This is a genomic window from Prevotella sp. Sow4_E9_plate, assembly GCF_052116205.1.
In the GTDB taxonomy this organism is placed as follows: Bacteria; Bacteroidota; Bacteroidia; order Bacteroidales; family Bacteroidaceae; genus Prevotella.
On sequence record NZ_JBQKLN010000062.1, the window covers coordinates 1 to 18259 of the forward strand.

The 18259-nt window shown below is 46.6% G+C and carries 18 protein-coding genes and 1 pseudogene; 6 read left to right on the forward strand and 13 right to left on the reverse strand.

The window, feature by feature from the left end; translation table 11 throughout:
• The 11 genes and pseudogenes from ACTQ53_RS15945 to ACTQ53_RS15995 all read right to left on the reverse strand — a co-directional run.
• Positions 1-198, reverse strand: a pseudogene (locus tag ACTQ53_RS15945) (N-acetylmuramoyl-L-alanine amidase); the annotation flags it as partial.
• Positions 199-212: 14 nt separating this feature from the next.
• Entirely contained in the window at positions 213-665 is a 453-nt protein-coding gene (locus tag ACTQ53_RS15950; protein WP_294972602.1) for a DUF5675 family protein, read from the reverse strand.
• A gap of 119 nt (positions 666-784) precedes the next feature.
• The gene (locus tag ACTQ53_RS15955; protein ID WP_441934153.1) at positions 785-3268 is read right to left on the reverse strand and encodes a DUF3987 domain-containing protein; all 2484 of its coding nucleotides are present in this window, start codon (positions 3266-3268) and stop codon (positions 785-787) included.
• Between the two features lie 11 nt (positions 3269-3279).
• The gene (locus tag ACTQ53_RS15960) at positions 3280-3669 is read right to left on the reverse strand and encodes a hypothetical protein (protein WP_441934155.1); all 390 of its coding nucleotides are present in this window, start codon (positions 3667-3669) and stop codon (positions 3280-3282) included.
• Positions 3670-3781: 112 nt separating this feature from the next.
• Positions 3782-4060 (reverse strand): hypothetical protein, encoded by a 279-nt coding sequence (locus tag ACTQ53_RS15965; protein WP_441934157.1) that lies wholly within the window; start codon positions 4058-4060, stop codon positions 3782-3784.
• A gap of 183 nt (positions 4061-4243) precedes the next feature.
• Positions 4244-5359 (reverse strand): hypothetical protein, encoded by a 1116-nt coding sequence (locus ACTQ53_RS15970; protein WP_441934159.1) that lies wholly within the window; start codon positions 5357-5359, stop codon positions 4244-4246.
• A 273-nt stretch (positions 5360-5632) separates the two neighbouring features.
• Positions 5633-8677, reverse strand: coding sequence for a type I restriction endonuclease subunit R (locus tag ACTQ53_RS15975; RefSeq protein WP_441934161.1), 3045 nt, complete (start codon positions 8675-8677; stop codon positions 5633-5635).
• A 51-nt stretch (positions 8678-8728) separates the two neighbouring features.
• Complete coding sequence (locus ACTQ53_RS15980; RefSeq protein ID WP_441934163.1) at positions 8729-9892, reverse strand: restriction endonuclease subunit S; 1164 nt, start codon at positions 9890-9892, stop codon at positions 8729-8731.
• 4 nt (positions 9893-9896) lie between these two features.
• Positions 9897-10193: a hypothetical protein gene (locus ACTQ53_RS15985; protein ID WP_441934165.1), complete on the reverse strand. Its 297-nt coding sequence runs from the start codon at positions 10191-10193 to the stop codon at positions 9897-9899.
• A 4-nt stretch (positions 10194-10197) separates the two neighbouring features.
• Positions 10198-11706: an N-6 DNA methylase gene (locus tag ACTQ53_RS15990; protein WP_441934167.1), complete on the reverse strand. Its 1509-nt coding sequence runs from the start codon at positions 11704-11706 to the stop codon at positions 10198-10200.
• Positions 11707-11712: 6 nt separating this feature from the next.
• The gene (locus tag ACTQ53_RS15995) at positions 11713-12120 is read right to left on the reverse strand and encodes a hypothetical protein (protein ID WP_441934169.1); all 408 of its coding nucleotides are present in this window, start codon (positions 12118-12120) and stop codon (positions 11713-11715) included.
• A gap of 247 nt (positions 12121-12367) precedes the next feature.
• Between ACTQ53_RS15995 and ACTQ53_RS16000 the strand changes: the two genes are divergently transcribed.
• The 3 genes from ACTQ53_RS16000 to ACTQ53_RS16010 all read left to right on the forward strand — a co-directional run bounded on the left by ACTQ53_RS16000 (position 12368) and on the right by ACTQ53_RS16010 (position 14160).
• Positions 12368-12589 (forward strand): hypothetical protein, encoded by a 222-nt coding sequence (locus tag ACTQ53_RS16000; protein WP_441934171.1) that lies wholly within the window; start codon positions 12368-12370, stop codon positions 12587-12589.
• Between the two features lie 585 nt (positions 12590-13174).
• Entirely contained in the window at positions 13175-13867 is a 693-nt protein-coding gene (locus ACTQ53_RS16005; RefSeq protein ID WP_441934173.1) for an HU family DNA-binding protein, read from the forward strand.
• Between the two features lie 197 nt (positions 13868-14064).
• On the forward strand, positions 14065-14160 hold the full coding sequence (locus ACTQ53_RS16010) for a smalltalk protein (RefSeq protein WP_153126028.1): 96 nt from the start codon (positions 14065-14067) through the stop codon (positions 14158-14160).
• A 222-nt stretch (positions 14161-14382) separates the two neighbouring features.
• Here the strand turns inward: ACTQ53_RS16010 and ACTQ53_RS16015 are convergent, their stop codons facing one another.
• Positions 14383-14712, reverse strand: coding sequence for a HipA N-terminal domain-containing protein (locus ACTQ53_RS16015; protein ID WP_441934175.1), 330 nt, complete (start codon positions 14710-14712; stop codon positions 14383-14385).
• Between the two features lie 12 nt (positions 14713-14724).
• Positions 14725-14925 carry a helix-turn-helix domain-containing protein gene (locus ACTQ53_RS16020; RefSeq protein WP_040553377.1) on the reverse strand — a complete coding sequence of 67 codons (201 nt, stop codon included), beginning with the start codon at positions 14923-14925 and terminating at the stop codon, positions 14725-14727.
• A gap of 384 nt (positions 14926-15309) precedes the next feature.
• On the opposite strand from ACTQ53_RS16020, the gene ACTQ53_RS16025 reads away from it, so the two are divergent.
• The 3 genes from ACTQ53_RS16025 to ACTQ53_RS16035 form a co-directional block, all read left to right on the forward strand.
• Positions 15310-16788, forward strand: coding sequence for an ATP-binding protein (locus ACTQ53_RS16025; protein WP_441934177.1), 1479 nt, complete (start codon positions 15310-15312; stop codon positions 16786-16788).
• Between the two features lie 64 nt (positions 16789-16852).
• The gene (locus tag ACTQ53_RS16030) at positions 16853-17656 is read left to right on the forward strand and encodes a YqiA/YcfP family alpha/beta fold hydrolase (protein WP_441934179.1); all 804 of its coding nucleotides are present in this window, start codon (positions 16853-16855) and stop codon (positions 17654-17656) included.
• Positions 17657-18259: helix-hairpin-helix domain-containing protein (locus ACTQ53_RS16035; RefSeq protein ID WP_441934181.1), on the forward strand; the 603-nt coding region annotated here is incomplete at its 3' end.

Sequence of the window (18259 nt, forward strand, 5' to 3'; positions counted from 1 at the left end):
GTTGTGTCCCTTACAGTGGGCGCCAACTTCCTCCACTGATCTGCCCACGTGGATGCTGCCATCACGATAAATCACGAAATGATAACCGATGCAGAAAAAGCCACGCTCACGATGCCAGCGGTCGATGTCGGCAACGGTAAAGTTGCGACCTTCCTTGGTCGCACTGCAATGAATGATGATTTCCTTAATCTTACGCATGATAATCTTGATTTTTATTGGAATAGTGATAAATACTTAAGAGGAATATCCTCAACGCCCCAGTTTCTGATGACCAGGGAGATTTCCTCCCCGTTCTCCAATGCCTCGTCTATCTTCTTACGGAAAACCATGTAGCATTGTTCGGAATGAGCCACAAGACCTGTAATCTGAGACTTACCGATGATGATACTGCCATATTTTAAGGTATAGGGACCATTTCCAGGCATGATGACAGGCTTGCGGATAACGGACTTCGGAATACGGCTTGTTTCTTTCAGTATTACAGGCATGATACTGTAAGAACCTTTCCCTTGATTATAAACCGGTAGAAGTGCAATCTTATATGTACCTTGCGCCAGACGACTCCTGCAGTTCTCCAAAGTGCCGCAGAAAAAAATTCCGTTTATAAACAGTGAGCCATCCCATCCCCATTTAGTGAAACGACGGCGAAATATACTGATGTTCATGATAATTAACAATTTATAATTAATAATTGATAATTGAATCTAAGGGGTGGCCATTAAGGATAAGGTTGAATTGAAAAACCTTAATGACCCTTAATGACCTTGACCCTTAATGACACCGATTAGACGGTAGATGATGCTTTCTGATAGCGTTTGTCAGGCAAAACGCTTATCAAGCCCTGACGCTTCCAGTTCTTCAGCATTTGTTTTACCGATTCGCGTGTAGAACTTGCACCCTTTACGGCAACACTCTGTTGCTCAGCCTGTTCAAAGGTGAAAGTAACGTCCAGCCGCTCGAAAATAGAGTCGTTTCTTCCACGTCGTGAACGGTCGTATGGCGACTGTCCGGAATAGTTCTTCGACGAGAAAGCATCCTCGATGCGGCTGCGGAAGAAATAGAGCGCATTCTCCAGCTGATAATCAGCCAGGGTGTCGAAGACAGCAAGCATGGTAGGCGTCTGCATCTTCACTATCAGTTCCTTCCACAACTGCGGATTCTGCTTCAACTGCGTCTCTGCGCCCTGGAAACCATGCTTCTGAATCAGCGATTCTGCCACCTTGCAGAGCATGATGCATGTCATCATTCTCATCGTTGTAGGACAGATTCTGAAACGCTGGCGAGCCTTCACCTTGTCGTCATTTTTCATTGTCTCCAGTCTGATCTGTTCCAGCCATCTTCTACCTTTCTCCTCCAGCTTCGGCAGCACAACCTCGCCCGACATCAGCGGCAGCAGATGGGCAATCTGAATGATGCGGTCACGCTGGCGCTCAGTAAGAATGTAGAGATTCTCTGACAGCGGAGTGAAGGTGTTGTCCGGTGTACGAGCCACGACAATACGACTCTGAAAACCATCCGTATAATTGCTTACCACTCGATAGAGGGCATCAGGCGTTCCGCACATCACCACGTTCCATAACAGTCGTTCGATATGGACGTTTACCGCATCTGCACTTCTTGCCTCTCGTTCGTAGCTCGTACCGTCGTAAGCCTGACGCAGCATCACGGAAAAATCGCTCATGGCAGATTTCCACTTCTGCGCCACGGTGTCAGCTTCCGGTGTGAACGAGAAGGCGTGCTTGCCCTCGGTGTTAGCCAGACGCTCGGCAAGATTTGCCACAGTATTGTTCAGCGTCAGACATCTTACAGGAAGTTTCGGCTCTTCCGGCTGCTCCTTCTTGTTCTTCGCCGCACGCTTCTTGGCTCTCCATTCGTCCTCCTTTTGCTGGTACATTTTGTCCATTTCCTTCACTTCTGAAGTCCATGCGCCAATCACCGGGTCGATGCTTCCCTTTCCGGATGCAAAGTCACCGGCGATGTAGGAGATGAGGTTCAGCGAGTTCATCTTGCCGTGAACAGCCACCTTGACTCCTGTGGCAAGCATTCCGATGGCAGGACAGATGGCAGAAATCACTGGCATTGCCAGGGCTGGTCCTACAGCGTCAACCGATTCCTTGACTCCCTGCGGCATTTTGGGCAGGGAGTTGAAATAGAACATTTCGTCCTTCACGTTGACTTCGTCCGTTGCGTTCTCCTGCCCCTCATAGCCTGCAACAGAACCACCACTAACAGCGCCCTGTTTCATTCTCTCCTGACGGATAATAGCGAGTACATCCTTCAGTCGCTTAGGCATTTGCGTGATTTTCTCGTTCAATGCCGAGTTGATGCAAGCCATCTTCTCCTGCTCTGAAAATCCATCGTAGCAGGGAATGATCTGTCCCATCAGATTACCGTCAAAACCGCAGATGTGGCGCAGGTTCACGGCAAGCTCAAAAGTCAGCGTATTGCGGTTGGAACGTACCGGTTCTCGTCCGTCATTATACATCTGCCACCACTTCCGGATGATTTCAGAATAAGGGATTCCGAGGTAATCCGCAGAGCTGGATGAAGGAGAAGAGGAAGGAGCAGAGTTTCTCAAATTCTGAAATTCTTGACTCTTTAAAATCCCCTGAGGATTCTGGATCTTCTTGATCTCTTCGAGCCAAGGCTTGTAATGTTTATTCGCCTTGTGCGCACCCTCCGGAAGCTCTTCCTGTCCGAATCTTTCTCTCTCTTCGAGCAGCTTGCCTTCAGCCGCAACCGCAGCTTCGTCATAAGCATCCTGAAAGAGACGAGGAGAAAGGAAGAGCAGGTCTTCTCCATCCGATGAAGTAGTGAAATAGACACGGTTGATGTCATGCGCCGAAGTATCCATTTCGCACTCCAGCATCGTGGAGATGCGTACCTGGTTCTCAAGAATAGTCTTGCCCTTTTCTCTCTTGAACACCGCATGACCGCCCTGTCTTGCACTCCTCTCCAGCATCAGCAGTCCGAACTTCTCCGGTTCCTTCAGCAGCAGCTTGGCAGCCTTGGCAAAAGCCTCCGGCTCATCCATATCAAACCCGAAAGCACCGCTTGGCAGTTTCATTCCCTTCACCATCCCTTGCGGATAATGGCCAGAGTAATTAAACTGCACCAGTCTCCGTTTCGCAGCATCGTTTCCGGCTCGAGCCAGACGAAGATTCGCCTTCTGCTCGTTGCTTCCACGCAGCAGCTTGTACTCCTCTTCCGAGGTGATGGAGCGGGCAACCTTGTGCCCATTCTCCACCTTAATTAAATAACAACTCATCTATCTTTTCCTTATCGTTTCAATTGATAATCCACAACCGCATCAGCAGCCTCTTCTGCCTCCTTTACCAGAGTGCTTCCGATATTGATTCCCTCGTCGCAAAACACCTTCAGGGTGAGCTGGATAGCTCCGTCCTTGGTCTTGCTCACACGTCCGTGAGCCAGCTTTCTGATCAGTTCCGCCTGCGAGCGGATTCTTGGTTTCGCCATGAAGTCGAAAGTACCGTCCGTCAACTGCTGGGCAATGCCCGGCGAGCGGAACCCCTCCACCTTGTTTCTCACCCCTTCGTTTTCAGGTGAAAACATGAAACACTTGCCTTCGTCATAGAAAGCCACACCACCCAGCTGCACGTGCTGGCAGCCGTTCATCTGATTATTCTGCTTATTAACCGTCTTTTTCATAAAAATCTTAAATTAAAAATTAGGTTGAACGAAAGAAGTGTCGTAAGTTTCAGTTTGCGCAAATTATCCCGGGACAATTCTCACGCCACCTATTTCAATTCAAGATTAGTTACTAGCCAAGTTTCACGATGTCCGTAACCAGGATGTCCTGGTAAACCTGACCATTGTACTCACGAGTCGTGAATCGGAGCGTAACCGCCACCACTGTTCCCGGAGCAAACTTGCACAGGGCAATGTTGCCGAGCATTGCCGCAGCATACTGGTTCTCGTACTTGCCGCCCATCTCCTGGAGGATGATGTTGCATTTCATCATCTGGCCGTTCTCACTCTTCTGACTCTGTACAGCGAAAGCCTCGCCCTGCTGCACCACTCTCATAATCTGAGCATTCATAATATAATAAATGTACGAAGGTGTTTCAAGATCTCCTTGTAAAATTACTGAGCTTTCTTGTTTCTTCGACGATGCAAAAGTACAATGATTTCCAAACAAAAAGACAAAAAAAATCCCTCACGAATCCGTTTGGGGGATGTGGGGGATATACTTTGAAATTTTAGGGGATACCCTTGGGGGATACTATCTTAACTTTTCTATCTTTCGTGTATTGATGACCTTTCCTGGCTTAGCATATTTGACGTCCAGAAACTCTAAGTCTAGCTTGTCAGCAATCTCTTTATACACTACACAGCATTGTGGTGCTTTACTGTCATCAAGCGTCCATTTCGTATAGTCATTTTTCTTGAAATATTCATCAATCTCATGAAAATCATAAGCTGAACATCTCAATCTTGTGCTGAAAGCAGAATTGATCTGATCAATGAAAAGACGCTGTGTTGACTTCTTCAACCAATTCTTTCGGGAGAAAACCTTATAGGCGATGAACCAATGTTTCTGTGCGCTGAGGGTATTGTCTTCTATTAAGTCTTTAAGTTTAAGCATCAGCTTGTCTACATCCACATTCTCCTTGAATGCGATGTTCTTGAATACGGCTTCAACCTTCTTTTGGCAATGCTCCTTGGCAATTTGATAAGAAAGATACTTATCGAGGAAATCATAAATGTCGTTGTAGGTCTGTTCTTTCTTTTCCAGAATGTAAGCTACAATCAGTTTGATGTTCCTGCCATTGTTGTGAAATACCTGTCCGAATCGGCAACCGAAAAGGATATTAGCCCGTTCTACGACAATCGTGTTCTTCAGTTGGGTGGCATCAGGATAGATGAGTGCTTCTTCCTGACTGTCCTGCATATAGATCAGTTCCAGTCTCTCTTCATTCTCCTTACGGTACTTGTCCAGTACCTTGGAGAACAGATCCTCATAATAGGTGTCATTGATGAAGGATTGTCTGAAGCCATGAAATCCCTCATCAACCATAAGGATGATGTCATTGACCATTTTGCGCATTTCTTCGCCTTCATAGCCCTTATAGGAGGTAAGCGTAGGTTCTAATTCTGTTTTAATCTTATAGAATCTCTCCTTCTTATCATCCAACAAAGACCATGCTATTTCTATCTTTAGTGAATTTAGTAAATCGAAAATCTTTCTTACATCATTGCGCAAGATTAGCTTCCAGGCAGCTATTATGTCCTCATTGTTGTTTTCGTCTTCTTCTTTTCCTAAAAGGCGGAAGCAAACTTTGAAGCGATCAACTAGATCTTCTAGCTTGTTTAATTGCACTTCTTGTTCGTCGTCCATGATTTTATAGGTTTAAAATGTTGTGTTGATAAAATAAGCAGCGTGGGGTTCCCTGTAAGTACCAGTATTAAGGTACCTGCAAGAACCTTCAGTAAGGTACAAACAAGTACTGCCCACGCCGTAGAGGAGTGGACGCCTTGCTGTCACCGTCTTCTTACTGAATTTGTGAATTTGCAGGTTCTTAATACTGTAGAAGTGCCAGATAATCAGCGTCTATCTTTTTATGATTACTTTCTGTTTTCTTTCTGTTTCTTATTTCAAATTTTAAAGGGTTTATGCTACATTTTCTTCATCATCCGCCCAGTGGTCGCATTGGCGCATCACGGTCTCCAGCGCCTTCTTTGCACCCTCTGGTGGATACTTGTATTTCTTGAGCAGTCGCTTCACCATCACTCGCATCTTTGCCCTTGCCGATTCCTTCCGGTTCCAGTCGATGGTGCGGTTGCGGTGCAACACCTCCGTCAGTTCCCTGGTCAGCGCCACGAACTCCTCGTCGGAGTAAGCCTGGCGCACTCCTTCCGGCGTGGAGAGCGCATCATAGAATGCCTTCTCCTCGGGCGAAAGTCCCAGGTCGTTGCCCTCTGCCTCTGCCTGCTTCATCTGCTGAGCCATCTTCAACAGTTCCTCTATCACTTCCTCGTTGGTGAGCAAGCCCTTCAGATAGTTGGAGAGACTCTGGCTGAGCATGTCGGAGAAGAGGTCGCTCTGAACCACGTTGGTCTTCTGCTGCAGCTTGATTTTCTCTTTCATCAGTTTGGTGAGCAGTTCCACCGCCAGGTTGCGCTCCTTCATGTTCTTCACCTCATGGATGAAGGCGTCGTCGAAGAGCGAGAACTCTATCTGGCGGTCGCCGAAGAGATTGATTACTCCGTCGGTCTTCACGCTCTGACGGAGGAGCTCACCGATACGCTCGTTGATTTCATGTCGGCTGATCTTGCCCTTCTGCGAGAGTTTGAGCATCATCACGCGCAGCGCATCCATGTAGCACACCTCTGCCTTCTGCTGCTCATTCAGGAGCGAACGGCAGAGCGTGGTGGCGTTGTGAAGCAGATTGCTGTGCTCCATGAAATTCTTCTTGCGCTGAATCATGGCTGGAGAACTCAGGAAGTTGGCTCCGCTCGTAATGGCGAAGGCACGCTTCGTATTGTCCTGTTCGAAGAAGCCGGAATAGTCGAAACCATGAAGCTGGTCTCGGCAGATTTCCATCTCTTCCTTCCATTTCACCAGGGCAGTCTTGGCGATGTCGGGGTCTCCGAAGCGGCGGCGGTCACGGTTGGTGTATTGCTGCATGGCACTCTTCAGCGCCTGCGCAATGCCTACGTAATCCACTATCAGTCCGCCTTCCTTGCCCGGGAACACACGGTTCACTCGGGCTATAGCCTGCATCAGGTTATGACCGCTCATCGGCTTATATACGTACATGGTGGCGAGCGACGGAACATCGAAGCCCGTGAGCCACATGTCTCTTACGATGGCGATTTTCATCTCATCGTCGTTGTCCTTGAATTTTCTTGCCAGTTCCTTCTTGTAGGCTTCATTGCCGATAATCGGCTGCCAGTCTTCGGGGTCCTGGTTCGAACCGCTCATCACCACCTTTACCTTCTCCGTCCACTGGGGGCGAAGCTCCAGCATCTTGCGGTAGATTTTGATGGCGATGGTTCGGGTCAGCGCCACGATCATTGCCTTGCCGGTGAGTTCCTGCGCACGGTTCTGCTCGTAGTGCTGGATGATGTCCCTTACCAGCGTGTCGATGGTGGCGTCTTCGCCCAGAAGTACTTCCAGCCGGCTGTGCTCCTGCTTCGCCTGCCTGATCTGCTCCTCGGTGGCTCCCTCATCGGCCAGGTTGTCGAACTCATCGTTCAGCAGCTTCATCGTGTCTTCGTCGAGGTTCAGGTTCACCACCCTGCTCTCGTAATAGACCGGACGGGTGGCTCCATCATCCACCGCCTGACTCATGTCGTAAACGTCGATGTAGTTGCCGAATACTTCCTCCGTGTCTCTGTCGCGGTCGCTGATAGGCGTTCCGGTGAAGCCGATAAATGACGCGCCTGGCAGGGCTTCTCTCATCTTCTGGCTGAATCCCTTCTTCATCGTCAGACTCTTGTTGTCCCAGTGCTCCTCGCCGTATTGCGAGCGGTGCGCCTCGTCGGTCATCACGATGATGTTACGGCGGGTGGAGAGTGCCGAGTCGCCTTCTTCAAACTTCTGAATGGTGGTGAAGATGATTCCCCCACTCTTTCGGTTACGGAGCAGATTGCCCAGGTCTTCACGGCTCTGGGCGTTCTGTGGTTCCTGACGAAGGAAGTCCTGGCAGCGGCAGAACTGACCGAAGAGCTGGTTGTCGAGGTCCTTGCGGTCGGTTACTACCACGATGGTCACTTCGGGCAACCTTTGCACCAGCTGGTGGGCGTAGAACACCATGGAGAGGCTCTTGCCCGAACCCTGCGTGTGCCAGAACACGCCGATTTTTCCGTTGCCTTCCACGGCGGTACGGGTGCGCTGCAGGGCTTTGCCCACGGCGTAGTACTGGTGATAGGCGGTGAGAATCTTGGCGTATTTGCCCTGGTTCTTGTCGAAGCAGATGAAGTTCTGAAGGATGTCGAGCAGTCGCTGCTGCTGGAACATGCCGAGGAAGAAGGTGCGATAGTCGGCAAAGAGGGTTGACTCGTATGAGCCGTCCACGGTCTTCCATTCCATGTAGCGTTCCAGCTTGGCGGTGATGGTTCCGGCACGGGTCTCGCTCATGTCGCTGATTACGTTGAAGGCGTTGTAGCTGAAGAGGCTTGGAACGTCCTGCTGATAGTTTCTGATCTGCTTGTAGGCATCTTCGATGGATGCGTCTTCAGAGATGGCGCTTTTCAGCTCCACCACCACGAGGGGCAATCCGTTGACCATTACCACCATGTCGCAGCGCTTGTTCTTATACTCTTCTACCCGCCACTGGTTCACCACCTTGAAGAGGTTTCTTTCGGGATGGTCGAAGTCGATGAGCCTCATCAGGGCTGTTCGTTCTTCGCCATTCTGCAGGAATCCCACCTCCAGACCGTTTTGCATCCAGAGGGTAAACTGCTCGTTGTTCTGTTCTAAAGTACCGATGCTGATGTTGGTGATTTGCTTGATTCCTTCATCCATTGCATCGGCTGGCAGTTCTGGATTAAGCCGTCGAATCGAGGCAACCAAATCGGCACGATAGAAAGGCTCCTTTAAGTTGCGCTCCACCTCGTAGCCACATTCGTACGCATAGCCGAGTTCGTCGCGGAACAGGGCAATGAGCGTTTGCTCGTATGCGTCTTCGGTGAATTTCTTTTCGTCTGCCATATTGTTAATATTTTATATTTTCTTTCTCGTTATATTTTTTCGTTGCTCTTCTTATTCCGGGACTTCCAGCTCGCCTGACATGAGGCGAGGGAGAAGGGTGTCGCGGAGAGAGGAGAGGCGGGAGTTCTCCTTGTCTATACGTAATTTCCTATCCATCATAGAATTTGCAATATTAGAGAATCGTATTAACCAATCCTTAGAATATGGGAATTTTTGTTGAGTAATGTCACCCATAACAATATAAGGAATAGATGACCCTCTTGTTCCTCCCATTTTTGTAGGTTTAAAGAACTGTTTCATCATGTGATAAAAGAATATCATAAGATTTTCTTTATCTTGTTCTCTAATTGTACAAGCGTATGTACGCTGGTACAAATCAAATCCTCCATTATAAAACGAAGTTCTTCCTGTATAACTCCCATTTCCTGCTATAATAATGGCTTTACCATTAAATATTGCATCGTTAGAAGCTAATGGTTCTGGAGCACATGAAAAGAACGGATATAAGCCTTTTTCTATCGCTTGATTAGTATTTTTCTTGCCTGTAAAAACATTGCAAAAATCACCCAAGCTTCCAACTTTCCATCCTTCCGGAATCATTCCCAATTCACTATCAACGAACTTACCATCCTTGAAAGGCTCAAAGTCAACGAACCAATTCTTGAAAATAGCCTGCGCCATCTCCTCCAAATCAGCATTGATCTTGTTGTTCAACTCTATCTTTCGGTCGAGAGAAGAAAGGATGGAAGCAATGCGGCGCTGGTCAGCAAGCGAAGGCATTTTCAAAACATAATCCTTTATTATTTGAGCATTCAGATTTTGTTGAGCTCCGCCGTTAGCTAATGAAGCCAAAGTTGTATAATCGTTTTTCAACGTATAATATACAAATTCGTAGTCTGCAACCTCATCATTTATCGTCAAATTACAGCACGCTTGATTTGTTGTCATTGGCACTTTCACGATACATGATTTTCCTGCTGTTGCCCCATACATTGCAACCGTTACTGTGTTCGGAACAATCCATTTTGCAGATGAATTGTTTAAACCGGAATCTGTGATAGTCTTTTCTGTAGAATAAATTCTATTGAAATCTATCTCTTTTGTATTCAACCAAGGAATTTCTCCCCCATAGTATGAAAGATTAGTACTCTTTGGAGTTCCACCGCTACATACTCTAGTACATACATCCCCCAGTCTTACTTCTTTCCACTCCATCGTATTACCTCCCTAATTTATTCTTCAAATAATTCTTCCGGCTATAATACTCCCTTTCAGCAAGACTCATCGGAAACCTAGAGTTGCTTTCTATAGCCTCATACTCATCCTGCAAGTCTTGAAGATGATCTTGTTGCTGCTTCAGATAGAAGTATTCTTGATCTTGTTTCTGCTTGTAGTAGTATTTCTCTTGCTCTTTCTTCTGTTTGTTGAAAATCACAACCGAAACAACTATAGCAACCACAGACGCCACTACCGCCAACAAAGAGAAAAGCCCAGAATATTCATTTAAAAACTCCATACTCTTACACCTCCCATCCAATTTTCTTCAACTGCAATCTGATCTCTTCTTCCTGCTTCTTGCTTTCCTCAAACAGCTGCTTCAGCTCACCGGTAAGATTTGTCATTTTCTCCTCGAAAGGCACTCCGTCGCCTTCGTCTTCGGCGATTCCTACGTATCTGCCAGGAGTCAGGATGAAGTCCTGAGCAGCAATCTGCTCGGTGGTGCATACGGCACAGAAGCCCTTTTCATCCTCCAGGGTTCCCTGCTGGAAAGCATGGAAGGTGTCAGAGATTTTTTTAATATCCGTATCAGGCATCAGCTCACGAAGCTTGCGAGTAACCATCGTGCCCAGATTGCGGGCGTCGATAAACACGGTCTTGCCCTTCTGTGCCTTGTTGCGGCTGATAAACCAAAGACTTACAGGAATACCCGTACTGTAGAACAGCTGCGAAGGCAAAGCCACGATGCCCTCTACCAGGTCGGCTTCGATGATGGCTTGGCGAATCTGTCCCTCACCGCCACTCTGACTCGAAAGCGCACCATTCGCCAGCACCAAACCAATCTTTCCGTTTGGAGCCAGATGGTGAATCATGTGCTGCATCCACGCAAAGTTGGCGTTGCCAGCAGGTGGCAAACCATACTGCCAGCGCACGTCTTCCTGAAGCGCACTCTGCCCCCAGTCGCTGAGATTGAAAGGAGGATTGGCAAGAATGAAATCTGCCTTCAGCGTTGGGTGCTGGTCATCATAGAATGTGTCGGCAAAGACTTTTCCTAAGTTCGCATCCAAGCCACGGATGGCAAGGTTCATGTGCGCCATCTTCCACGTATCAGGGTTTGCCTCCTGACCGTAGATACTAATCTTGCGCAGGTTTCCCTTGTGGCGCTCTATAAACTTGGCACTCTGTACAAACATACCGCCGCTTCCGCAGCAAGGGTCATAGACTCTGCCCTCGTAAGGCTCCAGTATCTCTACCAGCGTACGGACAATGCAGGAAGGCGTATAGAACTCGCCACCATTCTTGCCCTCCAGGCTGGCAAACTGTTGCAGACAGTATTCGTAGGTTCTGCCCAGCAGGTCTTTCTCATCGCCAGCATCGTGCATTTCTATGTTCGTAAAGAGATCTACCACATCGCCCAGACGGCGCTTGTCCAGCTCCGGACGGGCAAAATTCTTAGGCAGAATGCCCTTCAGTCTTTCGTTTTCACGCTCAATGGCAGTAAGCGCTTCATCTATTACCACGCCTATTTCCGGTGTGTGGGCAGCAGCACTAATCTTGCTCCATCGGGCTTCAGCAGGCACGAAGAAGATGTTCTCGGCGGTGTATTCGTCCTTATCTTCCGGGTCGGCGTATTCGTCGCCCTGCAGCTCCTGGAACTTCTGTTCGAAGCGGTCGCTGATGTATTTCAGAAAGATGAGTCCGAGCACAACGCCCTCGTATTGCGAAGCGCTGAGGTTGCCTCTCAGAATGTCGGCAGCCTTCCATATTTTCTCTTCAAAACCAATGCTGATGGTATCTTGTTTCTTAGCCATGATTGTTTATTTATTAATGAGCACAAGTCGCCAGTCTGCGTTGCTGAAAACGTAGGAACTGTCTGTGCTGGTTATTGTAAATATCTGATCGTCTATCTTGATTTCATCGTCCTTGATCGTGTAAGGATAACTTCCGCAGGGACTGATTTCATATTCACCGTGCACTAATTTGCCCCCTTCATCGAAGTGGTAAACCATTTCCTTTTCAGTGAAATAAACGCTGTCTGTGGTGAATCGGCAATAGGTGGGAGCCTCCTTGATGTCTATTTTCAAGGCTCCAAGGCGACCTTCAGCCTTCCAAAGTTCCCATTCATGGGCTGTAAATGCAGTTTTATAATCGAAAAAAGTGGATTTTTCGGTCTCTTCATCACTGGAACAAGAGAAAAATGAAAACACGAAAAGGGCGGCTACCATCGCATAAAAACACGATAATAGTCGCCCTCTGATAAGTGCAGCATGGCTTGAAGCTAATTCTGATTCTCCAGAATTACCCCCCTAAAATGCTGATAGTCAAGCTGTTATGCAATTTTATACCCATACTTATCTTACTTTTAAAGTCTTTAATTCATACGGAGCAATGTCATTTGCCCGATATTGAAGGCAAAGTTAATAAAACTTTTCGAAACCACCTAATTTTATCACGTTATTTAACGGGAAAGTGATGAGGAGAGCAGAAAAAGGGGCTTTGAGGGCAGTTTTTACTCCTTCTGAAGGCAAAAATAAGAAGGGTAAAAATGCAGTTATGGGGCAGAAATGCACATTTTCTACCCTCATTTCTGTAGGAAAAAGTAAAAAGAATATACAGAAAGCGATGGGAAAAGTGGACGAATTTCAGAATATCCTGAGAGAAAAAATGCAGGATAAACAAGACAAGAATATATAAGAAAAAACTTCAATACGTTTATAATCAACTGTTTACAAGGTGGTTCTCAGTAATAAAATACCTCTTAATCCTTAACCTTTTTGAGGTCATTAAGGGTCATGTCATCAAGGGTCATTAAGGTTTTCGGGAGAGAAAATGTCATCTATAGTATAATATAAATATATATTTATATTATACTATAGCTCTTAATGACCGAAGCGGATTTTCTTAATGACCCTTAATGACACTGACCCTTAATGACACTTTTTGTTGCTCTGCTGGTATTTTCATCTGTCATTCAGCCTCTTCACAACATTGCTGCAAGAAACTTTGCATGAAATCTCAACAGAAGCCATTGTGTTACAGCCACTTATATCATTTCCTGCAAAGAAAGTTGGGGTAAAAGCTTGCAATCGGAGCAAAAATGTTGTATCTTTGCACCAGCAATCGAAGGAAACGCCTTAGGTGCCTGATAACGGGCATCTCTTACGACCGAGGCGGGGGATAAATGATGACAGGCGCCGGTCATCAATGACGACCCCGAAAAGGACAAGAAACGGGGCTATCCGGGGAGTTGCAAAAATGAACCTTTTAACACAAACGACTATGATTAATTACAGCATCGTAATGCGTAGCGTGAACGCAAATCTTCTGGCTATCAACCAGGCAAAGTCACGCATCAACCAGGCGAAGAAGGAGGGCAAGGAGCCTGAGAAGGCTGACCTCGACCTCGTGAAGACCGAGAAGCAGAACGCCTTCGCCGTGTCGCAGTACACCGACATCATGACCATCGAGAAGTTTGCCAAGCACATCACCTCTCATGGCAGCGTGTACTCCAGAGCCGACATCAGCGCCATCCTCTACATGGCAGTGGACTGCATGAGAGAGATGCTGCTCGAGGGCAAGAAGGTCCGTCTGGGCGACCTGGGTGACTTCTCCGTCCTGCTCACCTCGAAGGGTGCCGAGGATGCCGACAAGTTCACCGCGCAGAACATCACCGACGTGAAGGTGCAGTGGGAGCCTGGCCAGCAGTTCAAGACCCTGCGTGACGAAGCCGAGTTCAACCTCGTGGCAAGCCGTAGTGCTCAGGCAGCCGTGCTCAAGGCAATCAAGGGGGGCAAGACCAGCGTAGACCTCAATGCTCCAACCACTCCGGAGGGAGGCGATGACGGAACCAGCGGCGGCGGTTCTACTACCACCGGAGGTGGCGAGAATACCGGAGGTCAGGGCAGCGAGAGTTCCGGCGGAACGGGTAGCGAAGGCTCAGGCACCGACCAGGGCGGAGACGTAGGTTTCTAGACAGAGGGGGAGTTAAGGGAAGTTAGAGGGAAGTTAAGGGAAGTTAGAGGGACAAATGTCCTGCATCTTACAAAAAGACTATTGTCTCTTAACTTCCATAACGACCGTAGGGAGTGATAACTTCTTTAACTTCATTAACTTCATTAACTCCCCCACTTGCAAAAACTGATTTGTTTAACCTTTAAATTAGAAAGACTATGAAAAGAGACACATGGAAGATGGTGTTGCAGATAGCCATCAGCATCTTGACGGCAATCGCAACCACGCTCGGAGTGACTAGCTGTGTAGGCTAGAAGTTGAAAATGAAGAATGGCCGTTCTCCTCTACCCCATGAGGAGGCGGTCATTTTTTCGTATTCCGGTCATTAACGGTCACGGTCATTTTCGGTCATTAAGGATTTCGGGTTTTTCAAATGTCCCTCAAGATGTCACTCAATAATACGTTTTACATAGATAGCCACCTCTCCTAACCCAAATATTTCTCATTCTGATTTACGATTGAATCTCTGAAATCTTTCATGATTCTACTTCTTTTACGGTTATTGCTCCTATCGTATCATAGGTTGCTATCTTCAGAAGAAGTCCAAAGAAATCCTTCTCATCCAATCGCCAACTTCTGCAGACTATCTTTCTGTTTGCTCCTTCTGGAAGCATATTGGTAAAAACCGGGAATAGATAATCAGACTGATAAGGGGCTTCCCTGAAAGGCATGGTAAGTGAGACAGGATCGTGGGTCCTATCCATCATATACTGCTTGTCGTATGTGAAGGTATAACCTCTGCCAGGAGTAGCTTCCTCTAAGAGTCCAGCCTCCATGTCGTGACAATAAACGATAGCTTTTCTCATGACTTACTTTATTTAAACAGTTTGACGAATCTCATATTTAACCTCCATGCCAAGGATATCCATGATTTTTTCAACCGTCGATAGAGAAGGGTTTCCTTTACCGCTCTCTATTTTCTTGATGGTTGAAATGGCTATTTCAGACATGTCTGCGAGGTCTTGCTGTGTAATCCCCAAGGCCTTACGCTGCAATTTCATTACTTCTTGAATTTTCATATCAAGTAGTGTATTATATTGTACTTTTTGTGCAAAGATAAGAAATGTTTTTGGATTAAACAAGCAAAAGTATCATATAATGTTCTTTTTATGAAAAATTATAATTTCGTGAGATTTTATTTTGGTAAGGAGAGGTGTCACTTGCAAAGTGAGGTCATTAAGGTCACGGTCATTAAGGATTTCAGATTATCAAAATATTCCTCTATCTTATAAAATAAGGTTAAATCAAGTTCGCTCTGCGAACAAAATCCATCCATATAATCACTTTTCTGAATATTTTTTTGTATTTTTGCAGATATATTGCGCTGATATAGAGTTGAGCATAGCTTATCCTCCTAGATTACAGACGCATAATGAATAATCAAAAATTAAGTAAATATGGACATGGCAAAATATATAGGTGAGACTACTGAATACGACAAGAAGCAGGAAGTGGAACGCCGTAAAGTGAAAAGTTGGCTCAAGAGCGTCAGCGCCTTTGCCAATGGCAGTGGCGGTTGCCTATTGTTTGGTATTGCCGATGACGATACTATCATAGGGTTGACCGATGCCAAGACTGATGCCGAATTTATCAGCCAAAAAATTAAGGAGCGCATTGATCCTATGCCGCAAATCGACTTGAAGATAGAGCGTGTAGAAGACAAGGAATTGCTCATTCTTCATGTGCATGGAGGCGAAGATACACCTTATTATTATATAGGCGACAGCGTTCTTGAAACCTTTGTGCGCATTGGCAACGAATCGGTTGTGGCTGATAGTACCGAACATAAGCGTCTGGTATTAAGAGGTCGCAACTCTTCATTCGATGCACGCCCAAGCGATGAAATGTTTGAAGATTATGCATTTTCCAAACTTCGCAGCCGCTACTATGCCTGGAATGGGCTTAGTTTCGACAAAAAACATTACCGCTCGTTTGGCTTGGTTGACAATAAGGGAATACTTACCTATGCCGGTCTGTTGATGGCAGACGAATGTCCATTGCGCCAAAGCCGTGTGTTCTGCACAAGATGGAACGGCAAGACAAAAGCAGGAGGAAGCATCGATGCTCTCGACAGCGCAGAGATTACAGGCGGACTTGTAACTCTTCTTGAAGACACCATGTCCTTCATCCGTCGCAACAATCGTACCCTTTGGTATAAAGAACCGATGCAGCGCATCGAGATCCCTCAATATATGGAACGTTGTGTGATGGAAGTTGTAGTGAATGCATTGGCTCATCGCGACTATCTTATCCAGGGTAGCGAGGTTCATGTAGATATGTACGATGACCGTATGGTGATATATTCTCCAGGTTCCATGCCAGAAGGAAGACTTATTCAAACAATGAACTTAGAAGATATTCCTTCTGTCAGACGCAATCCAGTTATCGCAGACATCTTTGCTCAGTTGGGTTATATGGAGCGTAAAGGTTCGGGCATGGGCAAAATCATCAAACCGATTAAGGCTCTTCCTTACTTTGAAGAAAAGATGCTCCCAACCTTCTTCTCCGACCGTGCTCAGTTTACTGTCACATTCCCGAATATGATCTTAGCCTGGCAGGAATCTCATCCTGATATTGAGGTAAACTTTGTGGAAAATGAAGGTGATACTCAAGATGTCCCTCAAGATGATACTCAAGGTGATACTCAAAGTGATACTCAAGGTGATACTCAAGGTAGCACCCAAGATGGCACTCAAAGCGATGACTTAGATAAATGGATAGAATATCAAGTAGCTGTTTATCCTAAGATAACAACAGGTGAACTGGCTCAACTATCAGGGAAAAGCATTATAACTATCAAGCGTCACATCACCAAAATGCCTCATATTGTGTATGTAGGTAGCGGCTATAGCGGTCATTGGGAAGTAAGGAAAAAGGAATGAAACAAAAACTAATCCTGCATCCATCCAATTTGCTACATAAAGGTACAGACAATAATTTATAAGAATGAAGAAGATATTATTCCTACACGGATTCTTTGCCACGGGCAGTTGTCCGATGGCGAGAGCCTTGAAAGAGGCGTTTGAGGGGACGGCGGTGGTGCTGACTCCCGACCTGCCATTGCACCCCAAGGAGGCACTGAAGGAGATTCGCTCCATCATCGACCGGGAACAGCCCGACTTGCTTCTGGGCAACAGCTGCGGCTCTTTCCTCGCCCAGATGCTGGCTCCAGTGGTGGGCATTCCTGCCCTGCTCGGCAATCCGTATTTCATGATGACGGAGTTTCTGAAGGAGCGAATCGGCGAGCATGAATACAAGGCACCGAGAAGGGACGGAAATCAGCGATTAGTGATTGACGAGGCGCTGATTGAGGAATTTGCGGAGCTGGAAGCCGTGCAGTTTGACCATTGCAACCCCTATTATAAGGATCGTGTGTGGGGACTTTTTGGTGAGCAGGACACCCTGGCTCACTTCTCCCCTCTCTTCCTGGAACATTACAACCAAGCCTTCCATTTCCCTGGCGGTCACACGCCTACTGAGCAGGAGGTAAAGACCTGGTACGCTCCCCTTGCCCAGAAAATGCTGATGGAGTTTTCGGCAAAGGAAGAAAGATATTTCCAGCATTTCAAGGGCGGCAAATACAAGTTCATCCATTCAGCCTTCGACTCAGAGACTCAGGAGCGCATGGTGGTTTATCAGGCTCTCTATGGAGACCAAGCCTATTGGGTAAGACCGGAAAAGATGTTCTTCGGGAAAGTTACGAGGGACGGCAGAACTTTCAATCGTTTCACGGAAATAGACATAAAATAAATGATAAAGATACGTTGCGTAGTAGAACATATTACCTACCAAAATCAGGAGAATGGATATTCCGTGATGAGGGTTAAGGTCAAGGATTATTCAGAACTTGTTACCTTGGTGGGCAACCTGCTGGATATACCAGTGGGGGCTGTACTATTGTGTAATGGTGACTGGAAAGTAGATAAGCGATACGGACGTCAATTCGTATGCGAAACGTGGGAAGAAGTGATGCCTGCAACTGTATATGGCATAGAGAAATATTTAGGAAGCGGACTGGTGAAAGGCATTGGTCCGAAGTATGCTCATCTGATAGTTGAGAGGTTCGGTACTGATACCATCGAGGTAATTGAAGATGACATCGAACGACTATATGAAGTGGCTGGCATCGGTAAGAAGCGTGTTGAGAAAATCCGAGACAGTTGGGAGAAACAGAAGGACATCAAGAATGTAATGATTTTTCTTCAACAATACGGAGTAAGTACTGCTTATGCCGCCAAAATATATCGCCAGTACGGCAAGGAAAGCATCGACAACGTGAAAGAGAATCCTTATCGCCTTGCAGATGATATTTGGGGTATCGGATTTAAAACCGCTGATGGTATTGCCTCTAAG